Raw genomic sequence first — 16538 nt, forward strand, 5'->3', positions numbered from 1 at the left:
GCCCCACCGACCCAGCAGGGAGTGGCGCCATCTCCACGAAGCCTGGCGGGAACTCGGGCGCGCGGCCCGCGGACCGGCTGGAAGGATGTCCGCCATGAGCGAGAGCGTCGTGCCCGACACCAAGGACTGGACCTGGGTGCTCGACGAGCCCTGCCCCGAGTGCGGCTACGACGTGTCCGCGGTCACCGTCGACCGGATCCCTGAGGTCATCCGCGACAACGCGACCACCTGGGAGGCCGTGCTGACGCTCGAGGACGCCGCGGCACGGCCGGCGCCCGGCACTTGGTCGCCGCTCGAGTACGCCTGCCACGTCCGGGACGTGCACCGGATCTTCGAGGTGCGGATCCGGCTCATGGTCGAGGAGGACGAGCCGACGTTCGCGAACTGGGACCAGGACGAGACCGCGATCGCCGAGCGGTACGCCGAGCAGGACCCGGCCACCGTCTCCGTCGAGCTGCTGGACGCCGCCGAGACGGTCGCGGAGCGCTACGAGTGGGTGCCCCCGGGCGCGTGGAGCCGGCGCGGGTTCCGCAGCAACGGCAGCGAGTTCAGCGTCGAGAGCCTCGGGCTGTACCACCTGCACGACGTGCTCCACCACGCCTGGGACGTCCGCGCCGCTGTCGCCCGCGCGACCGTCGAGGCGTACGACGCGTCGGCGGGGGCGTACCGCGACGGCACGAGCGGGGTCCCGATCGAGGCCGTCGCCGAGTTCGCCGCGCAGCTGGGTGTCGGGGCACGCGTGCTCGAGATCGGCAGTGCCGGCGGCCGCGACGCCCGCGCGCTCGAGGCGGGCGGGCTGAGCGTGCGGCCGACCGACGTGGCGCCGGGGTTCGTGGAGCTCATGCGCGAGGAGGGCCTCGCCGCCGACCTGCTCGACCCGCTCACCGACGACCTCGACGACCCCGGACGTCCGGGCACGCCGTACGACGGGGTGTGGGCGAACGCCTGCCTGCTGCACGTCGACCGCACCGACCTGCCGGTCGTGCTGCGCCGGCTCGCGGACGCCACCGCCCCGGGCGGGCTGCTGCGCTTCACCGTCAAGGAGGGCGACGGCGAGCGGTGGTCGACGCACGGGCACGTCGCAGCCGGGCGACGGTTCACGTTCTGGCGCGCCGAGCCGCTCGCCGCGGCGGTCCGGGCCTCCGGCTGGGAGGTCGAGTCCCTCGAGCGGTACCTCGGGAGCCAGGGCGAGCAGGCCTGGCTCGACGTCCGGGCGAGGAAGGCATGAGGCACACGGAGTTCTGGGCCCGGATGGACGACGCGCTCGGGCCGGCGTACGCACGGTCCTGGGCCGACATGTTCGTGATCGGCGAGCTCGGCGGCCGCACCGCCTCGCAGGCGCTGGCCGCGGGCGTCCCGCCGAAGGAGGTCTGGGCGGCGGTATGGCGAGTCCTCGAGCTTCCACCGAACAAGCGGTAGCGGAGCTGGCGGCCGTCCAGCGCCGCACGATCCGCACGCTCGTCATCGCGCAGGCGATCGGCGCCACCGGCATCACCATCGGCATCGCGACCGCCTCGCTGCTCGCCCGCGACATCTCCGGCTCGGAGAGCCTGGCCGGCCTCGCCCAGACGTTCCAGGTGCTCGGCGCCGCGGTCGCGGCGTACCTGCTCGCCCGGCTGATGTCGCGCCGCGGACGCCGGGTCGGCCTGCTGACCGGGTACCTCCTCGGCGCCTCCGGCGCGCTCCTCGCGGTGCTCGCGGGGGTCCTGGACTCGATGGTCGTGCTGCTGGTCGGCGCGGTGCTGCTCGGCTCGACGACCGCCGCGAACTCCGGCGCCCGGTACGCCGCCACCGACCTCGCCGAGGACGCCCACAAGGGCCGGGCGCTCTCGACCGTCGTGTGGGCCTCGACGATCGGCGCGGTCGCCGGGCCCAACCTCACCGGGCCCGCCGGGGCGCTCGCGGAGTGGCTGGGCATCCCGGAGCTCACCGGGCCGTTCGCCCTCGGCAGCGTCGGCATGCTCGGCGCCGCCGCCGTCATCGGCCTCCTGCTGCGTCCCGACCCGTTGCTGCTCGCCCGCGAGGCGGCCGGCGTACCCACCACCGCTCCGTCGGGTACGGCGTGGGCCCGCGCGGTCGCGGCCGCCCGGGAGCGTCCCGTCCTCGGGTTCGCCGTGCTCGGCATGGCCTGCGCGCACGCCGCGATGGTCGCGATCATGGTGATGACCCCGCTGCACATGGAGCACGGCCACGCCGAGCTGCGGGTGATCGGGCTGGTGATCAGCCTGCACGTGCTCGGGATGTTCGGGTTCTCGCCGCTGGTCGGCCTGCTCGCGGACCGCACGGGCCGCCCCGCGGTCCTGGTCGAGGGCGCCGTGCTGCTGCTGGTCTCGCTGGTGCTGTGCGCCCGGGCGCCCGAGGGCACCTCGTGGCAGATCTTCGCCGGACTGTTCCTGCTCGGGCTCGGGTGGTCGTTCGCGACCGTCGCCGCGTCGACGCTGATCGCCCAGCACGCGCCTCTCGAGGCACGCACCGACGTCCAGGGCGCGGCCGACCTGGTGATGGGCCTGACCGCCGCGGGTGCTGGTGGCCTGGCGGGCGTGGTGGTCGGGGCCTGGGGCTATCCCGAGCTGGCGGTCTGCTCGATCGGCCTGGTCGCGCTGGTCGCGGTCGCCGGGTTCGGCGCCCGGGCGACGACACGGCTGGCAGGCTGACCACCATGACCACTGCGGACGTCGCCGTCGTCGGCGGCACCGGCTTCTACACGTTCCTCGACGACGCCGAGGAGCTGGCCGTCGAGACGCCGTACGGCGCTCCCTCGGCGCCGGTCGCCGTCGGCACCGTCGCCGGCCGGCGGGTGGCGTTCCTGCCGCGGCACGGGCGGCACCACGAGTACCCCCCGCACGCGATCCCGTACCGCGCGAACCTCTGGGCGCTCCGCGCCCTCGGCGTCCGCCAGGTGCTCGCGCCGTGCGCCGTCGGCGGACTGCGCCACGACGTCGCGCCGGGCGACCTGGTCGTGCCCGACCAGCTGGTCGACCGCACCTACCGCCGCGTCCCGTCGTACGTCGAGACCGGGGCGGTGCACCTGCCGTTCGCGGACCCGTACTGCCCCCGCGTGTCGAAGGCGCTCGTCGCCGCCGCGCCCGACGTGCGCGCCGGGGGAGCGATGGTGGTGATCGAGGGGCCGCGGTTCTCCACGCGCGCGGAGTCGCAGCAGCACGCCGCGGCCGGCGGCACGCTGATCAACATGACCGGTGCGCCCGAGGCGGCGCTCGCCCGCGAGCTGCGGATGTGCTACGCCTCGATCGCGCTCGTGACCGACATGGACGCGGGCGCCGAGTCCGGCGCGGGCGTCGGCCAGGAGGAGGTCTTCGCGCTGTTCCGGGCCAACCTCGACCGGCTCTCCGGGCTGCTCGGCACCGCCGTCGTCGCAGTGCTGCCCGATCCCGACGGGTGCAGCTGCGACACGTGGGCCGACGGTCTCGACCTGACCTACGTGATCCCCGGATGAGTCGCCGGTTCCGGGTGCTGATCCCGTCATGACCCGGGGCCGACACGCCCGGACCACCTCCCGAACATCTGTTCGACCGTGGGCTAGTTTCTGTCCACAGGCATGACGCTGGACGAGGTCGTCCACAGCAGTCGGCGGCGCTGACCAGGCGCTGTCGGTGGCTCGCTCTAGCGTCGTCGACGTGCCTGGACCACGACGAGAGACAAGGAAGAACACCATGGCTGGTGGAGACCGCGAGAAGGCCCTGGACGCCGCACTCGCCAACATCGAGAAGCAGTTCGGCAAGGGCTCCGTGATGCGCCTCGGCGACGACGTGCGGGCACCCTTGGAGATCATCCCGAGCGGCTCGATCGCGCTCGACGTCGCGCTCGGCCTCGGCGGGTTCCCCCGCGGTCGCGTCGTGGAGATCTACGGTCCGGAGTCCTCCGGCAAGACGACCGTCGCCCTGCACGCCGTGGCCAACGCCCAGCGGGCCGGCGGCATCGTGGCGTTCATCGACGCCGAGCACGCGCTCGACCCCGACTACGCCAAGGCGCTGGGCGTCGACACCGACGCGCTGCTGGTCTCCCAGCCCGACTCGGGCGAGCAGGCGCTGGAGATCGCGGACATGCTGATCCGCTCCGGGGCGCTCACCCTGATCGTCATCGACTCGGTGGCCGCCCTCGTGCCGCGCGCCGAGATCGAGGGCGAGATGGGCGACAGCCACGTCGGCCTCCAGGCCCGCCTGATGAGCCAGGCGCTGCGCAAGATGACCGGCGCCCTGAACAACTCCAAGACCACGATGATCTTCATCAACCAGCTGCGCGAGAAGATCGGCGTGATGTTCGGCTCGCCCGAGACCACGACCGGTGGCAAGGCGCTGAAGTTCTACTCCTCGGTGCGCCTCGACGTGCGCCGGATCGAGACGCTCAAGGACGGCCAGGACATGGTCGGCAACCGGACCCGCGTCAAGGTCGTGAAGAACAAGGTCGCCCCGCCGTTCAAGCAGGCGGAGTTCGACATCATGTACGGCAAGGGCATCAGCCGCGAGGGCGGCCTGATCGACGTCGGCGTGGAGGCGGGGCTCGTCCGCAAGGCCGGCGCCTGGTACACCTACGAGGGCGACCAGCTCGGCCAGGGCAAGGAGAACGCCCGCGCGTTCCTCCGCGACAACCCCGACCTCGCCAACGAGCTCGAGAAGAAGATCCTCGAGAAGCTCGGTGTCGGCCCGACCGTCGACAACGAGGTCGCCGCGCTGCCTGCCGAGCCGGTCGGCGTCGACGCGTTCTGACGGCGGTCGCGTGAGCGTCGGCTGTCGGTGGACATATCGAGACCACCGTCGCGTGAGCGACGTCTCTCGGTGGTCGAGTAGCGAGCGCCAGCGAGCGTATCGAGACCACGGTCGAACGGAGCGCACATGACTCTCGACGAGGACCGCCCGGCCCCTGACTGGCTGGGTGACGTCTCGACCGGGGTCGACGCGTGGACCCGCCGCGCGCCGGCGCCCACGCCACCGCCGCCCGAGGACACCGCCGTCCAGGTGCCGGAGGCCGATCCGGAGTCGGTCGCGCGCAAGATCCTGCTCGACCAGCTCACCGGTCAGGCCCGCAGCCGCAAGGAGCTCAGCGACAAGCTGGCAGCCAAGAACGTGCCGGCCGACGTGGCCACCCGCCTCCTCGACCGGTTCGAGGAGGTCGGGCTGGTCGACGACGAGGCGTTCGCCCGCTCCTGGGTCGCCTCGCGGCAGCCCGGGAAGGGCCTCGCCAGGCGGGCCCTGGCCCAGGAGCTGCGCCGCAAGGGGGTCGATGAGGAGGTCGCGCGCGAGGCCCTCGACGAGATCGACCCCGCCGACGAGGAGGCCGCGGCCCGCGTCCTGGTGCGCAAGAAGCTGCGCACCCTGAGCCGCGTCGACGACACGACCGCGACCCGGCGGCTGGTGGGGATGCTGGCCCGCAAGGGCTACGGCTCCGGGATGTCGTTCGCCGTCGTGAAGGACGAGCTGGCGAACGCGGGCCGGGAAACGCTGGACGAGTAGGACGTCCGGCACGCCAGAATGCTCCCGTGGCTGCGGAGCGGGAGATCCTGACCTACGAGATGTTCGGCACGGCCGTGCGGGAGATCGCGCAACAGGTGGTCGACAGCGGCTACGAGCCCGACCTGGTGCTGTCGATCGCCCGCGGCGGTCTCGGGCTCGGCATGGGCCTCGGCTACGCGCTGGACGTCAAGAACCTGTCCGCGGTCAACGTCGAGTTCTACACCGGCGTCGACGAGCGGCTGGACGTGCCGATGATGCTGCCGCCGACTCCGGACGTCGTGGACCTGGCCGGTCTCCGGATCCTGATCGCCGACGACGTCGCCGACACGGGCAAGACCCTGGAGATCGTCCGGGCGTTCTGCGCCGACCACGTCGCGGAGGCCCGGATCGCGGTGATCTACGAGAAGCCGCAGACCGTGGTGCACGCGGACTACGTGTGGCGGCGTACCGAGCGCTGGATCGACTTCCCGTGGTCGGCCGACCCGCCCCTGGTCGACCGCGGCGGGCGGTGACCCCGCGGTGACGGTGCGCGTCCTCGTGCACGACCGCGGCCGCGACCTGGCCGGAGTCGTGCACGAGGGGGAGTCGTGGGCCGCCGCCGCCCGCCGTACGGTCGCGAGCCTGCACGTGGAGCCCTCGCCGGTCGACCTCTCGGGGGAGGTCAAGCACTTCCTCGTCGACCACGACAACCGGTTCACGATCCGCGCGATGACCCGCGGCGACCTCACCGACGTGACCCGGTGGCGACAGTCCGAGCACCTGCACCGCTGGTGGTCCTCGGACGGCGAGCCGAGCCCGGACCGGGTCGCGGCGCAGTACGGCCCGAGCATCGACGGCATGACCCCGACCCGGATGTGGATCGCGGAGGTCAACGGCCGTTCGATCGGGTTCCTGCAGGACTACCGGATCGGGGACTACCCGGAGTACGCCGTGCTGGGGCCGGACCCGGACGCGATCGGCGTCGACTACGCGCTCGTCGAGGAGTGGAGCGGCCGCGGGCTGGGCGCCCGGGTGCTCTGGTCCTGGATGGTCCGCGCGCGGCACCGCTTCCCGGAGGCCACCCGGTTCTTCGCGGCGCCCGACCACCGCAACAGCGCGTCGCTGCGGATGCTCGCCAAGGCCGGGTTCACCGAGGGCCTGTGGTTCGACGAGCCCCAGGACGACGGCACCGTCGACACCGTGGTCGGCTGCAGCCTCGACGTCCGCCGGGTGCTGGGATGATGTCGCGGTGACCGACCACGCCGACCACGCCGACCACGCCGACCACGCGCTCCGCCTCCCGCCCGGTCCGGTTGACCTCGCCGCGATCCCGACCGACGCGACCCCCGGTTTCGGCGGCGGCAAGCGCGAGGGCAAGGCCGCGCTGTTCGCGATGGGCGACGAGCTCGCCGACCTCCAGGAGCGGCTGTTCGCGGAGGGGGTCTCGGGCGACAGCCACCGCCGGGTGCTGCTGGTGCTCCAGGGCATGGACACCTCGGGCAAGGGCGGCATTCTCAAGCACACCGTCGGCCTGGTCGACCCGCAGGGCGTGCGGATCACGTCGTTCAAGAAGCCGACCGACGAGGAGCTCGAGCACGACTTCCTCTGGCGGATCCGGCGCGCGGTGCCCGGGCCCGGTTACCTCGGGGTCTTCGACCGGTCCCACTACGAGGACGTGCTGGTCGGCCGGGTCGACGGGCTGGCGGAGCCGGAGCAGATCGAGCAGCGGTACGACGAGATCAACACGTTCGAGCGCGAGCTGGTCGAGGAGGGCACGGTCGTGCTCAAGTGCATGCTGCACATCTCCAAGGACACCCAGCGGGAGCGGCTGCTGCGCCGGCTGGACCGGCCCGACAAGCACTGGAAGTACAACCCCGCCGACCTCAGCGCGCGGGCGAAGTGGGACGCCTACCAGGCGGCGTACGTCGCGGTCCTCGAGCGCACCAGCACCGCGCACGCGCCGTGGCACGTGGTGCCCAGCGACCGGAAGTGGTTCCGCAACCTGGCGGTCGGCCGCCTGCTGCTCCGCGCCCTGCGCGGCATGGATCCGCAGTGGCCCGCGGCCGACTTCGACGTCGACGCCGAGCGCGATCGGCTCCTGCACGAGGATCGGGTCTCGTGATCCCGACCGTCGCCGTCACCCGCTACGTCACCCCGCTGCGCGAGGGCGGCAGTCTGCCCGGCATCGTCGAGGGCGACGACCTCGGCACCTACGTCTGCAAGTTCCGCGGCGCCGGCCAGGGCGTGCGCGTCCTGATCGCCGAAGTGGTCGTGGGTGAGCTGGCGCGCCGGATCGGCCTGCGCACGCCGACCCTCGTCGCGCTCGACCTGGACCCCGAGATCGCCCGCTACGAGGCCGACGAGGAGGTCCAGGACCTGCTGAACGCCAGCCCGGGCCTCAACCTGGGCGTGGACTTCCTGCCGGGGGCGTTCGGCTTCGACGGTGAGCTGCCCACGGGGGAGGGCGTGGCGTCGAAGGTGCTGTGGCTGGACGCGTTCACGGCGAACGTCGACCGCTCCTGGCGCAACCCGAACCTGTTGTTCTGGCACGGCGACCTCTGGGTGATCGACCATGGCGCCGCGCTCTACTTCCACCATGCCTGGCCCGGAGGGATCACCGACCCCGCCCGGTTCGCGAACCAGCCCTGGAGCCCGGACGACCACGTGCTGCTTTCCTACGCCCATGACCTCCCAAAGGCGGACGCGGAGATCCGCGGCCTGCTCGACGAGCGCGCGTTCAGCGAGATCCTCGCGCTCGTCCCGGACGCCTGGCTCGAGCCGGTCCCCGGCGCGGAGACGCCGGACGCGGTGCGCGCCGCCTACGTCAGGTTCCTGACGGCCCGCCTGGGGACCAGCCAGTGGCTGCCCCAGGATCCGGCACAGGCGGCCGCCCGATGACCAAGCTCGCGTACCAGTACGTCGTGCTCCGCTGCGTGCCGCGTGTGGACCGCGAGGAGTTCGTGAACGTCGGCGTCGTGCTCTACTGCCAGGCGACCGACTTCCTGGACGTCGCGTGGCGCGTCGACCGGGAGCGGCTCCGGGCCTTCGACCCGCGGCTCGACCTGGACCAGGTCTGCGAGGCGCTCGGCTTCATCGAGGGTGTGTGCGCCGGCGACGGACGAGGTGGTGCGGCCTCGGACAAGCCGATCGGGCAGCGCTTCGGGTTCCTCAAGGCGCCGCGCAGCACCGTGCTCCAGCCCGGCCCGGTGCACGGAGGCGTCACCGACGACCCGGCGCGCCAGCTCGAGCACCTGATGGAGCGGCTCGTCGGCTGATCCCCCCGCCGAGTCGGCGCAGACTCAGCTGAGATGGCGCCGACTCGGCGCGGTCTCAGCTGAGATGGCGCCGACTCGGCGTCAGACGAGGCCGTGCTCGTGGGCGAACACCACGATCTGCACCCGGTCGCGCAGGCCGAGCTTGCGCAGGATCGCGCCGACATGGGTCTTCACGGTCGACTCGCTGGCGAAGATCTGCTCGCCGATCTCGGTGTTCGACAGGCCCCGCGCCACCGCGGCGAAGACCTCGCGCTCCTTCTCGGTGAGGCCCTGGTACGCCGCCGGCGTGGGGGTCCGGCTGCGGAACTGGCCGTCGAGCAGCGTCGACAGGTCGCTCGGCGCGAGCACGGCGTTGCCGGCGTGCACGGTGCGGATCGCGTCGGCCAGCATCACCGGGGTGGTGCCCTTGAGCAGGAAGCCGCTGGCGCCGTACCTGATCGCGGTGGCGGCGCGGTCGTCCAGGTTGAAGGTCGTGAGCACGACGACGCGCACCGGCTTCGACCGCCGGGCCGCCCGGTCCGGCTGGAAGATCTGGCGGGTCGCCTCGACGCCGTCCAGCTCCGGCATCCGGATGTCCATCAGCACCACGTCCGGCTCGAGCTCGTCGACCAGCTGCACGGCCTCGAGACCGTCGCCGGCCGCGCCGACGACCGTCATCCCCTCCTGGGCGTCGACGATCACCCGGACGCCCTCGCGGAACAGGTCCTGGTCGTCGACGAGCAGCACGCCGATGTCGTCGCTCATGCCTGCGCCCTCAGCGGCACCCACGCAGTCGCGGTGAACGTCGGCGGCTCGAGGCGGCGCCGTACGTCGAGCCGCCCGCCCACGGCCTGGAGCCGGCGCTGCATGCCGTCGATGCCCTGCCCGCCCGGTGCGACCTGGCTCTGCAGCTGGAGGGGCTGGGTCTCCTCGGGGGCGTCATCGACGGCGTTCTCGACCTCGATGCGCAGGTCACCCTCCCAGTGCCGCTCCACCCGGATCGGCTGGTCGCGGCGGCCGTGCTTGATCGCGTTGGTGAGCATCTCCTGGAGCACGCGGAACGCCACCACCTCCAGCTCCGGCGGCAGCGGGTGCGACACCCCGACCTCGTGCGAGAGCACCTCGTGGCCGCTCGCGCGCACACCCTCGACCAGGCTGTCGAGGTCGGCGTGCCGGGCGCGCTGCGCGGTGTCGCCGGACGTCGTCGTCAGCACCTGGCGCACGTCGTCGAGCGAAGTGCGGGCCGAGGTCGCGATGTTCGCCATCGTGCGCTTGAGCCCCTGCGTATCGACCTCGTCGAGATACTGCGCCGATTCGGCCTGGGCGAGGATCACCGCGAGCGAGTGGCCCACCACGTCGTGCACGTCGCGGGCGAGCTGGGCCTGCTGCTCGCGGAGCCGGGCGATCTCCTCGGCCTGGTCGCGCTCGGCCTCGGCGGCCGCCTGCGACCGACGCGAGTCCTCCGACCGGGCGAAGAAGCGCAGCACCAGGCCGAGCAGCCAGGGCGCGAGGAGCAGCGCGAACAGCAGGAACCCGACGGTCGGCCGCCAGCTGTCGGTCCGGCGGGCGAGGTCGACCAGAGACTGCAGCCGCACCTGGTCCAGGGTGTAGAGCAGCACGTCGGAGTCGAGCCACCAGAGCGCGATCGCCGTGCTGGCCGGGATCGAGAGGCCGCTCAGCCAGACGGTGGCGGCACTGCCCCAGCGCGCGCAGCCGAAGGCGACCAGCGCGAACGCCCCCTCGACCAGCATCATGTAGGTGCCGGTCGTCACCTGGACCGCGCCCACGCACCAGGCGATCGCCAGCGCCACCCCGGGCGCGGCACGGAAGAGGCCGGCCGCGGCGGCGATGCCGACGACGACGGCGATCGGGGCGGCGTTGAGGCCGAAGTAGAAGACGTTCCCGCGGATCTGCGCCAGGCCGGCCAGCAGTACGACGACGCCGACGATGGCGTCGGGGGTCCAGCGCTGCCAGCTCCTCACGCGGACATCACACCAGATGCGCGGCTCACCGGTGTGCGCCGCGGACCAGCTCGTCGAGCAGCTCCGGGTAGGACAGTCCCGCCGCCGCGAACATCCGCGGCACCTGCGAGTGCTCGGTCATCCCGGGCACCGTGTTCACCTCGTTCAGCACCGGTCCGTCCTCGGTCAGGAAGAAGTCCACCCGGGCGACGCCGGAGCAGCCGAGGGCGTCGTACGCCGCGAGCGCCGCCGCCCCGAGCGCCTTCGCGTCGACCTCCTCGAGCGCCGCAGGGACCCGCAGGTCGGCGTGCCCGCCGTACTTGGTGTCGTGGTCGAAGAGCCCGTCGACGACGATCTCGAGCGCCGGGGCGGCGACCACCGTGCCGTCGGCGCAGCGCAGCACGCCCACGTCTATCTCGCGCCCGCTCACGACGTCCTCGACCAGCACCCGGTCGTCGAGCGCCAGCGCGGCGTCGAGCGCCGGGCGCAGTCCCTCCGCGGAGTCGACGAGCGCGACCCCGTGGCTGGAGCCCGCCGCTACCGGCTTCACGACGACCGGGCCGCTCCAGCCGAGGTGGTCGGCCGTCGCTGCCGTGACGAGCACTCCGGGCGCCGTCGCGATCCCGATCGCGCCCGCGACGAGCTTGGTCGCCCACTTGTCCATGGCGAGGGCGCCGGACCGGACGCCCGAGCCGACGTACGGGAGGCCGGCGAGCTCGCACAGCGCCGCCAGGGCGCCGTCCTCGCCCCTCGGTCCGTGCACGACCGGGAACACGACGTCGCAGCTGCGCAGCACCTGGGCCGCCCCGCTGAACCCGATCGGCCGCAGGCGCCGGTCCCGCCACGTCCCGTCGCGACCGATGGTGAGGGGGACCGCCTCGTACGACGACGGGTCCAGCGCGGCGGCGACCGAGGCGGCCGAGGCGAGGGAGACGTCGTGCTCGGCGCTCTGGCCGCCACCGATCACGGCGACCCGGGTCCTCACGGGAGGCTCCGCAGGTGTGGCACCGAGCGGACCCGCCGCGCCACGCGGGAGCCGATGCCGGTGACGATCTCGTGCTCGATGGTGCCCGCCCAGGCGGCCCACTCGGCGACGGTGGGCTCGCCGGCGTCGCCGGGACCGAACACGGTCACCGTCTCGCCGAGGTCGACGCCCCGCTGGCCGAGGTCGACCACGAGCTGGTCCATCGAGAGGGTGCCGACGACCGGCCGCCGCACGCCCCGCACCAGCACCTGCGCGCGGCCCGACGCGGCGCGCGGCAAGCCGTCGGCGTACCCCAGCGGCACGAGGGCGAGGTTCGTCGGGGCGCTGGTGCGGTGCGCGTGCCCGTAGCCGATCGGGGTGCCCGCCCGCACCCGGCGGACGGAGATCACCGGCGCCGTGAGGGTCATCGCCGCCCGCAGGGGCGTGGTCCGGGACGGGTCGATCCCGACCAGGCCGGCGCCGACCCGGCTCATCGTGTGGTGGGTGCGCGGGTCGGTGAGGGTCGCGGCCGTGGCCGCGAGATGCCGGTCGCGCGGCCGGAGCCCCGCGGCGCGCGCGTGCTCGAGCGCCCAGACGAAGCGGGTGCGGGCCAGCGCGTTGCACTCGTCGTCCGGCACGTCGGCGCAGCCGAGGTGCCCCATCACGCCGACCACCTCGACCTCGCCGCGCCGCTCGGCCCGCCGCGCCGTACGGCACAGGTGCGCCCAGCCGGCCGGGTCGGCACCGTCGCGCGCCATCCCGGCGTCGACGTGCAGGTGCACCCGGGTCCGGCCGGGGGCGGCGGCGACCGCCGCCAGGTGCTGCAGCGAGGGGACCGCCACCTCGACGCCTCGGAACGTGGCGGTCGCGAAGTCCGCGTCGACCGGGTTCAGCCAGCTCAGCACCGGTACGCCGAGGTCGAGGAGCGGCCAGGCCTCGTCGAGGCTCGTGACCCCGAGGCGGGTCGCGCCGTGGGCCAGCGCGGTGCGGGCGAGGTCGAGGGCGCCGTGCCCGAAGCCGTCCGCCTTCACGACCGCCATCAGCTCCCCGCTGGCCCGGGACGCGAGCACCCGGGTGTTCTCGGCCACCGCCGCGAGGTCGATGTCGAGGCGCGGGGCGCCGGGGCTCCGGCCACGGTCCGCGGCCGCGACGCCGATCACGCGGCCACCGCCGCGCGCACGTGGGGCGCCACCTCGACGGGCGACACTGAGCCGAGCGTGTTGGACAGCAGGAGAGTCATGCCCGCAACGCTAGGAATGCGGGCGGCTGCTGCGCCTCCGCCTCAGGTGCCGGGGTCCTGTCTCCAAGTGCCGAGTCGGCGCAGTCTCAGCTGAGACTGCGCCGACTCGGCGTCAGACCGGGACCAGCTCGACCGCGCCGACGGCGTACCGGGCCAGCACGGCGCGCGCGAGCTCGGGGTGGGCGCCGAGCGGCTCGGACACCGCGATGGCGCCGGCCTCGACGGCGAGCTCGGCGGCGCGGTCCGGCAGGAATCCGGGCGCGAGGAACAGGGACGCGACCGCGATGTGGCGGCGGCCCTCCGCGCGGAAGGCGCGCACGGCCTCCCCGGTCGCCGGCGGCGACGAGGAGGCGAACGCCGCGGTCACGGGCAGCCTGTGCCGCGAGCCCCACACCCGGGCCAGCCGGGCCACGGCCTGGTTGGCGAGCGGGTCGCTGGAGCCGGCTGCCGCCAGCACCAGCGCGTCGAGCTCGCGGACCCGCGCCGACCGGAGCGCCTCGCGCATCCGCACGTCCAGGACCTCGAGGAACTGCGTCTCCAGGCCGAGGATCCGGGTGGCGCGGACCTGCAGCCCCTCGTGCCGCGCCTGCGCCTCGGCCACGGCCGACGGGACGTCCACCTTCGCGTGGTAGGCGTCCGTCAGCAGCAGCGGGACGACGACGACCTCGTCGTGCCCGGCCCGGACCAGGCGGTCGACGACCGTCTGGAACGACGGCTTCGACAGCTCGAGGAACGCGGCCTCGACCTTGAGGTCGGGGCGCATCGCCTTGACCTCGCTGACGAGTGCCTTGATGGTCGCGGCGGACCGGGGGTCACGACTGCCGTGAGCCAGGGCCACCAGAGCGGGAGCAGTCATCTCACTGCCTCCTTCGCGGTGCGTGCTGTGACGGTTGAGTTGAGCTCGGCCACGCTGCCGGGCTGGTGGGGGCGGGTCATGAGTGGATCCCGCACTCGGTCTTGTTCGTGCCGGCCCAGCGCCCGCTGCGCGGGTCCTCGCCGGGAGCCACGCGGCGCGTGCACGGCCAGCACCCGATCGACGGGTAGCCGTCGTACACGAGCGGGTTCACCAGGATGCCGTGCTCGGCGATGTAGCTGTCGACCTGCTCGTCGGACCAGCGGGCGAGCGGGGATACCTTGACCTTGCCCTTCTTGGCGTCCCAGCCGATCACCGGGGCGATGACCCGGTTGTGCGTCTCCGCGCGACGCAGGCCGGTGGCCCAGGCGTCGTACCCGTCGAGGGAGTCGGCCAGCGGCTGGACCTTGCGCAGCTTGCAGCACAGGTCGGGGTCGGTCCGGTAGAGGTCCTTGCCGTACGTCGCGTCCTGCTCGGCCACCGACTGCACCGGCGTGATCGTGACCAGGTTGACCGGCATCGTCGCCTGCACGGCGTCGCGGGTGCCGATCGTCTCGACGAAGTGGTAGCCGGTGTCGAGGAACACCACGTCGATCTGGGGGGCGACCTTCGAGGCGATGTCGGCGAGCACGGCGTCGCCCATCGAGGAGGTCACGCAGAACCGCGCGCCGAACGTCGCGACCGCCCACTCGATGATGTCCTCGGCGGGTGCCAGCTCGAGCTCCGCGCCCCAGTGCGAGACCAGCTCGCGCAGCTCCTCGGGCGACCGGCCCGCGGTCTGCGTGCCCCGGTTGTTCCGCGCGTTGATGGTCGTGGCGGCGGTCATGCGGCACCTCCGCTGGGCCGCAGCAGGCCGATCAGCTTCAGCGAGAACGCGCGCTGGCACCCGCGGCAGTCCCAGCTCCCGTGGGGAGAGGAGACCTCGCCGGACTCGGACACGACCTCGTGCGGACGCAGCTCCTCCCCGCCGCAGTACGGGCAGTGGAAGGGCACGGCGCGCTCGCTCACGAGGAACCACCCACCAGGGCGGGCTCGAGCGTCTTCTCGCCGCGGACCAGGTCCTCGTCGGCGCGCAGCACCCACGTCGTGAACGTCTCCCCGTCCTCGCGGTCAGCGAGGTAGTTGGTGACCAGCGAGCTGACGTAGTCGTCGAGGCCGGCGCTGGTGACCTTGTGGGCCCGCAGCTTGCGGCCGAAGTTCGCCTGCAGTCCGGTGGCGCCGCCGAGGTGCACCTGGAAGCCCTCGACCTGCTCGCCCTCGTGCATGACCAGCTGGCCCTTGAGTCCGATGTCGGCCACCTGCGTCCGGGCGCAGGCGTTCGGGCACCCGTTGACGTTCACGGTGATCGGGGTGTCCACGTCGGGGAAGCGCCGCTCCAGCTCGGCGACCAGGTCTCGGGCGCGGTCCTTGGTGTCGACGATCGCCAGCTTGCAGAACTCGATGCCCGTGCAGGCCATCGTGTTGCGCCGCCAGTTCGAGGGCCGCGCGGACAGACCGATCAGGTCGAGCCGGTCCAGGAGCTCGTCGACGACCGCGGGCTCCACGCCGATGAGCACGATCTTCTGGTACGGCGTCAGGCGGGCGCCCTGCACGGCGTACTCCTCCATCAGGTCGGCGAGCTGGACCAGCAGGCTGCCCGAGACGCGGCCGGCGGTCGGCGCGATGCCGACGTACTTCCGGCCGTCCTTCTGGTCGTGCACGCCGATGTGGTCGCGGTGTCCCACCGGGGAGGCGGGGGAGGGGTTCGAGACGAGAGCACGGCCGAGGTACTCGTTCTCCATCACCTCGCGGAACTTCTCCACGCCCCAGTCCTGGACCAGGAACTTCAGGCGGGCCCGGGACCGGAGCCGGCGGTAGCCGTAGTCACGGAAGATCGACGCCACCGCCTCCCACGCGTCCGGCACCTCGTCGAGCGGGATCCAGACGCCCAGCTTCTGCGCGAGCATCGGGTTGGTCGACAGGCCGCCGCCGACCCAGAGGTCGAAGCCCGGGCCGTGCTCGGGGTGCACGGTGCCGACGAACGCGACGTCGTTGATCTCCGGTGCCACGTCGTGCGAGGGGTGGCCGGTGAGCGCGGTCTTGAACTTCCGGGGGAAGTTCGAGAAGTCCGGGTTGCCGATGTAGCGGCGCTCGATCTCGGCGAGCGCGGAGCTGCCGTCGATGATCTCGTCCACCGCGACGCCCGCGACCGGTGAGCCCAGGAACGGGCGGGGCGAGTCGCCGCACGCCTCGGTGCTGTGCAGGCCGGCGCCGTCGAGGCGGTCCCAGATGGCGGGAACGTCCTCCACCCGGATCCAGTGGTACTGGATGTTCTCGCGGTCGGTGATGTCCGCGGTGTCCCGGGCGTAGTCGACGCCGATGGTGCCCAGCGCGCGGACCGCCGCGGGGGACAGGAGCTTGCCGTCCGAGCGCACCCGCAGCATGAAGTAGCGGTCGTCGAGCTCCTCCTCGTCGAGGATCGCGGTCTTGCCGCCGTCGATGCCCGGCTTGCGCTGGGTGTAGAGGCCCATCCAGCGGAACCGGCCACGCAGGTCGGCCGGGTCGATCGAGTCGAAGCCCCGCTTGGAGTAGATGTTCAGGATCCGGTCGCGGACGTTGAGCGGGTTGTCGTCCTTCTTGGACTGCTCGTTCTTGTTCAGCGGCTCGGTGTACCCGAGCGCCCACTGGCCCTCGCCGCGCTTCGTGCGGGGGATCTCGGTGTGCTCGGGACGCTGGGCGGTGTAGCGGAGATCGGACATGGGTGTCGGTTCCTCGGCGTTCCTGGACGGTGCGGCTCGCGAGGCTCCACCGGCGACGTTGCCGGGAGCTCAGCGGCCGGG

19 protein-coding genes are annotated in these 16538 nt (G+C 73.0%); 11 read left to right on the plus strand and 8 right to left on the minus strand.

What is annotated here, in order from left to right; all coding sequences use genetic code 11:
* The first annotated feature begins 94 nt into the window (after nt 1-94).
* The 11 genes from ACVW2K_RS13540 (at nt 95) to ACVW2K_RS13590 (ending at nt 8722) form a co-directional block, all read left to right on the plus strand.
* Complete coding sequence (locus ACVW2K_RS13540; protein WP_231496160.1) at nt 95-1228, plus strand: methyltransferase domain-containing protein; 1134 nt, start codon at nt 95-97, stop codon at nt 1226-1228.
* Complete coding sequence (locus tag ACVW2K_RS13545) at nt 1225-1419, plus strand: DUF3046 domain-containing protein (RefSeq protein ID WP_028636826.1); 195 nt, start codon at nt 1225-1227, stop codon at nt 1417-1419. Before ACVW2K_RS13540 ends, ACVW2K_RS13545 begins: the two co-directional genes overlap by 4 nt.
* Nucleotides 1383-2654: an MFS transporter gene (locus ACVW2K_RS13550; RefSeq protein WP_036569797.1), complete on the plus strand. Its 1272-nt coding sequence runs from the start codon at nt 1383-1385 to the stop codon at nt 2652-2654. Before ACVW2K_RS13545 ends, ACVW2K_RS13550 begins: the two co-directional genes overlap by 37 nt.
* 5 nt (nt 2655-2659) lie before the next feature.
* Complete coding sequence (locus ACVW2K_RS13555) at nt 2660-3454, plus strand: S-methyl-5'-thioadenosine phosphorylase (protein ID WP_457202847.1); 795 nt, start codon at nt 2660-2662, stop codon at nt 3452-3454.
* Between the two features lie 217 nt (nt 3455-3671).
* Nucleotides 3672-4724, plus strand: a complete 1053-nt coding sequence (recA, locus tag ACVW2K_RS13560) for a recombinase RecA (protein WP_457202848.1) — start codon at nt 3672-3674, stop codon at nt 4722-4724.
* A gap of 126 nt (nt 4725-4850) precedes the next feature.
* Entirely contained in the window at nt 4851-5468 is a 618-nt protein-coding gene (locus ACVW2K_RS13565; RefSeq protein WP_457202849.1) for a regulatory protein RecX, read from the plus strand.
* 26 nt (nt 5469-5494) lie between these two features.
* Entirely contained in the window at nt 5495-5980 is a 486-nt protein-coding gene (locus tag ACVW2K_RS13570) for a phosphoribosyltransferase (RefSeq protein WP_457202850.1), read from the plus strand.
* Between the two features lie 7 nt (nt 5981-5987).
* Nucleotides 5988-6689, plus strand: a complete 702-nt coding sequence (locus ACVW2K_RS13575; RefSeq protein WP_457202851.1) for a GNAT family N-acetyltransferase — start codon at nt 5988-5990, stop codon at nt 6687-6689.
* Between the two features lie 7 nt (nt 6690-6696).
* Complete coding sequence (locus ACVW2K_RS13580) at nt 6697-7569, plus strand: PPK2 family polyphosphate kinase (protein WP_457202852.1); 873 nt, start codon at nt 6697-6699, stop codon at nt 7567-7569.
* Nucleotides 7566-8345 carry a HipA family kinase gene (locus tag ACVW2K_RS13585; RefSeq protein ID WP_457202853.1) on the plus strand — a complete coding sequence of 260 codons (780 nt, stop codon included), beginning with the start codon at nt 7566-7568 and terminating at the stop codon, nt 8343-8345. The genes ACVW2K_RS13580 and ACVW2K_RS13585 overlap by 4 nt, the downstream gene beginning before the upstream one ends.
* Nucleotides 8342-8722: a DUF3037 domain-containing protein gene (locus ACVW2K_RS13590; RefSeq protein ID WP_457202854.1), complete on the plus strand. Its 381-nt coding sequence runs from the start codon at nt 8342-8344 to the stop codon at nt 8720-8722. The genes ACVW2K_RS13585 and ACVW2K_RS13590 overlap by 4 nt, the downstream gene beginning before the upstream one ends.
* 81 nt (nt 8723-8803) lie before the next feature.
* On the opposite strand, the gene ACVW2K_RS13595 is transcribed toward ACVW2K_RS13590, so the two are convergent.
* From ACVW2K_RS13595 to ACVW2K_RS13630, 8 genes are all read right to left on the minus strand, one after another.
* The gene (locus ACVW2K_RS13595) at nt 8804-9466 is read right to left on the minus strand and encodes a response regulator (RefSeq protein WP_028636818.1); all 663 of its coding nucleotides are present in this window, start codon (nt 9464-9466) and stop codon (nt 8804-8806) included.
* On the minus strand, nt 9463-10683 hold the full coding sequence (locus tag ACVW2K_RS13600; RefSeq protein WP_457202855.1) for a sensor histidine kinase: 1221 nt from the start codon (nt 10681-10683) through the stop codon (nt 9463-9465). The genes ACVW2K_RS13595 and ACVW2K_RS13600 overlap by 4 nt, the downstream gene beginning before the upstream one ends.
* Before the next feature lie 25 nt (nt 10684-10708).
* Nucleotides 10709-11647 (minus strand): D-alanine--D-alanine ligase family protein, encoded by a 939-nt coding sequence (locus ACVW2K_RS13605; protein WP_028636817.1) that lies wholly within the window; start codon nt 11645-11647, stop codon nt 10709-10711.
* Nucleotides 11644-12786 carry an alanine racemase gene (gene alr / locus ACVW2K_RS13610; RefSeq protein ID WP_457202856.1) on the minus strand — a complete coding sequence of 381 codons (1143 nt, stop codon included), beginning with the start codon at nt 12784-12786 and terminating at the stop codon, nt 11644-11646. The genes ACVW2K_RS13605 and alr overlap by 4 nt, the downstream gene beginning before the upstream one ends.
* Nucleotides 12787-12978: 192 nt before the next feature.
* Nucleotides 12979-13722 carry a sirohydrochlorin chelatase gene (locus ACVW2K_RS13615; RefSeq protein WP_457202857.1) on the minus strand — a complete coding sequence of 248 codons (744 nt, stop codon included), beginning with the start codon at nt 13720-13722 and terminating at the stop codon, nt 12979-12981.
* Between the two features lie 76 nt (nt 13723-13798).
* Nucleotides 13799-14545 (minus strand): phosphoadenylyl-sulfate reductase, encoded by a 747-nt coding sequence (locus ACVW2K_RS13620; protein WP_457202858.1) that lies wholly within the window; start codon nt 14543-14545, stop codon nt 13799-13801.
* A complete protein-coding gene (locus ACVW2K_RS13625; RefSeq protein WP_457202859.1) occupies nt 14542-14727 on the minus strand; it encodes a hypothetical protein in 186 nt (61 codons plus the stop codon). Before ACVW2K_RS13625 ends, ACVW2K_RS13620 begins: the two co-directional genes overlap by 4 nt.
* Complete coding sequence (locus ACVW2K_RS13630) at nt 14724-16457, minus strand: nitrite/sulfite reductase (protein ID WP_457202860.1); 1734 nt, start codon at nt 16455-16457, stop codon at nt 14724-14726. The genes ACVW2K_RS13625 and ACVW2K_RS13630 overlap by 4 nt, the downstream gene beginning before the upstream one ends.
* Nucleotides 16458-16538: the final 81 nt, after the last annotated feature.

It is taken from the genome of Nocardioides sp. HB32, from assembly GCF_054058995.1.

What these genes read in the sequence shown, in the direction of transcription:
- ACVW2K_RS13540 (WP_231496160.1), top strand. Translation starts at nt 95, where the DNA reads ATGAGCGAGAGCGTCGTGCCCGACACCAAGGACTGGACCTGGGTGCTC.
- ACVW2K_RS13545 (WP_028636826.1), top strand. Translation starts at nt 1,225, where the DNA reads ATGAGGCACACGGAGTTCTGGGCCCGGATGGACGACGCGCTCGGGCCG.
- ACVW2K_RS13550 (WP_036569797.1), top strand. Translation starts at nt 1,383, where the DNA reads ATGGCGAGTCCTCGAGCTTCCACCGAACAAGCGGTAGCGGAGCTGGCG.
- ACVW2K_RS13555 (WP_457202847.1), top strand. Translation starts at nt 2,660, where the DNA reads ATGACCACTGCGGACGTCGCCGTCGTCGGCGGCACCGGCTTCTACACG.
- recA (WP_457202848.1), top strand. Translation starts at nt 3,672, where the DNA reads ATGGCTGGTGGAGACCGCGAGAAGGCCCTGGACGCCGCACTCGCCAAC.
- ACVW2K_RS13565 (WP_457202849.1), top strand. Translation starts at nt 4,851, where the DNA reads ATGACTCTCGACGAGGACCGCCCGGCCCCTGACTGGCTGGGTGACGTC.
- ACVW2K_RS13590 (WP_457202854.1), top strand. Translation starts at nt 8,342, where the DNA reads ATGACCAAGCTCGCGTACCAGTACGTCGTGCTCCGCTGCGTGCCGCGT.
- ACVW2K_RS13595 (WP_028636818.1), bottom strand. Translation starts at nt 9,466, where the DNA reads ATGAGCGACGACATCGGCGTGCTGCTCGTCGACGACCAGGACCTGTTC.
- ACVW2K_RS13615 (WP_457202857.1), bottom strand. Translation starts at nt 13,722, where the DNA reads ATGACTGCTCCCGCTCTGGTGGCCCTGGCTCACGGCAGTCGTGACCCC.
- ACVW2K_RS13620 (WP_457202858.1), bottom strand. Translation starts at nt 14,545, where the DNA reads ATGACCGCCGCCACGACCATCAACGCGCGGAACAACCGGGGCACGCAG.
- ACVW2K_RS13630 (WP_457202860.1), bottom strand. Translation starts at nt 16,457, where the DNA reads ATGTCCGATCTCCGCTACACCGCCCAGCGTCCCGAGCACACCGAGATC.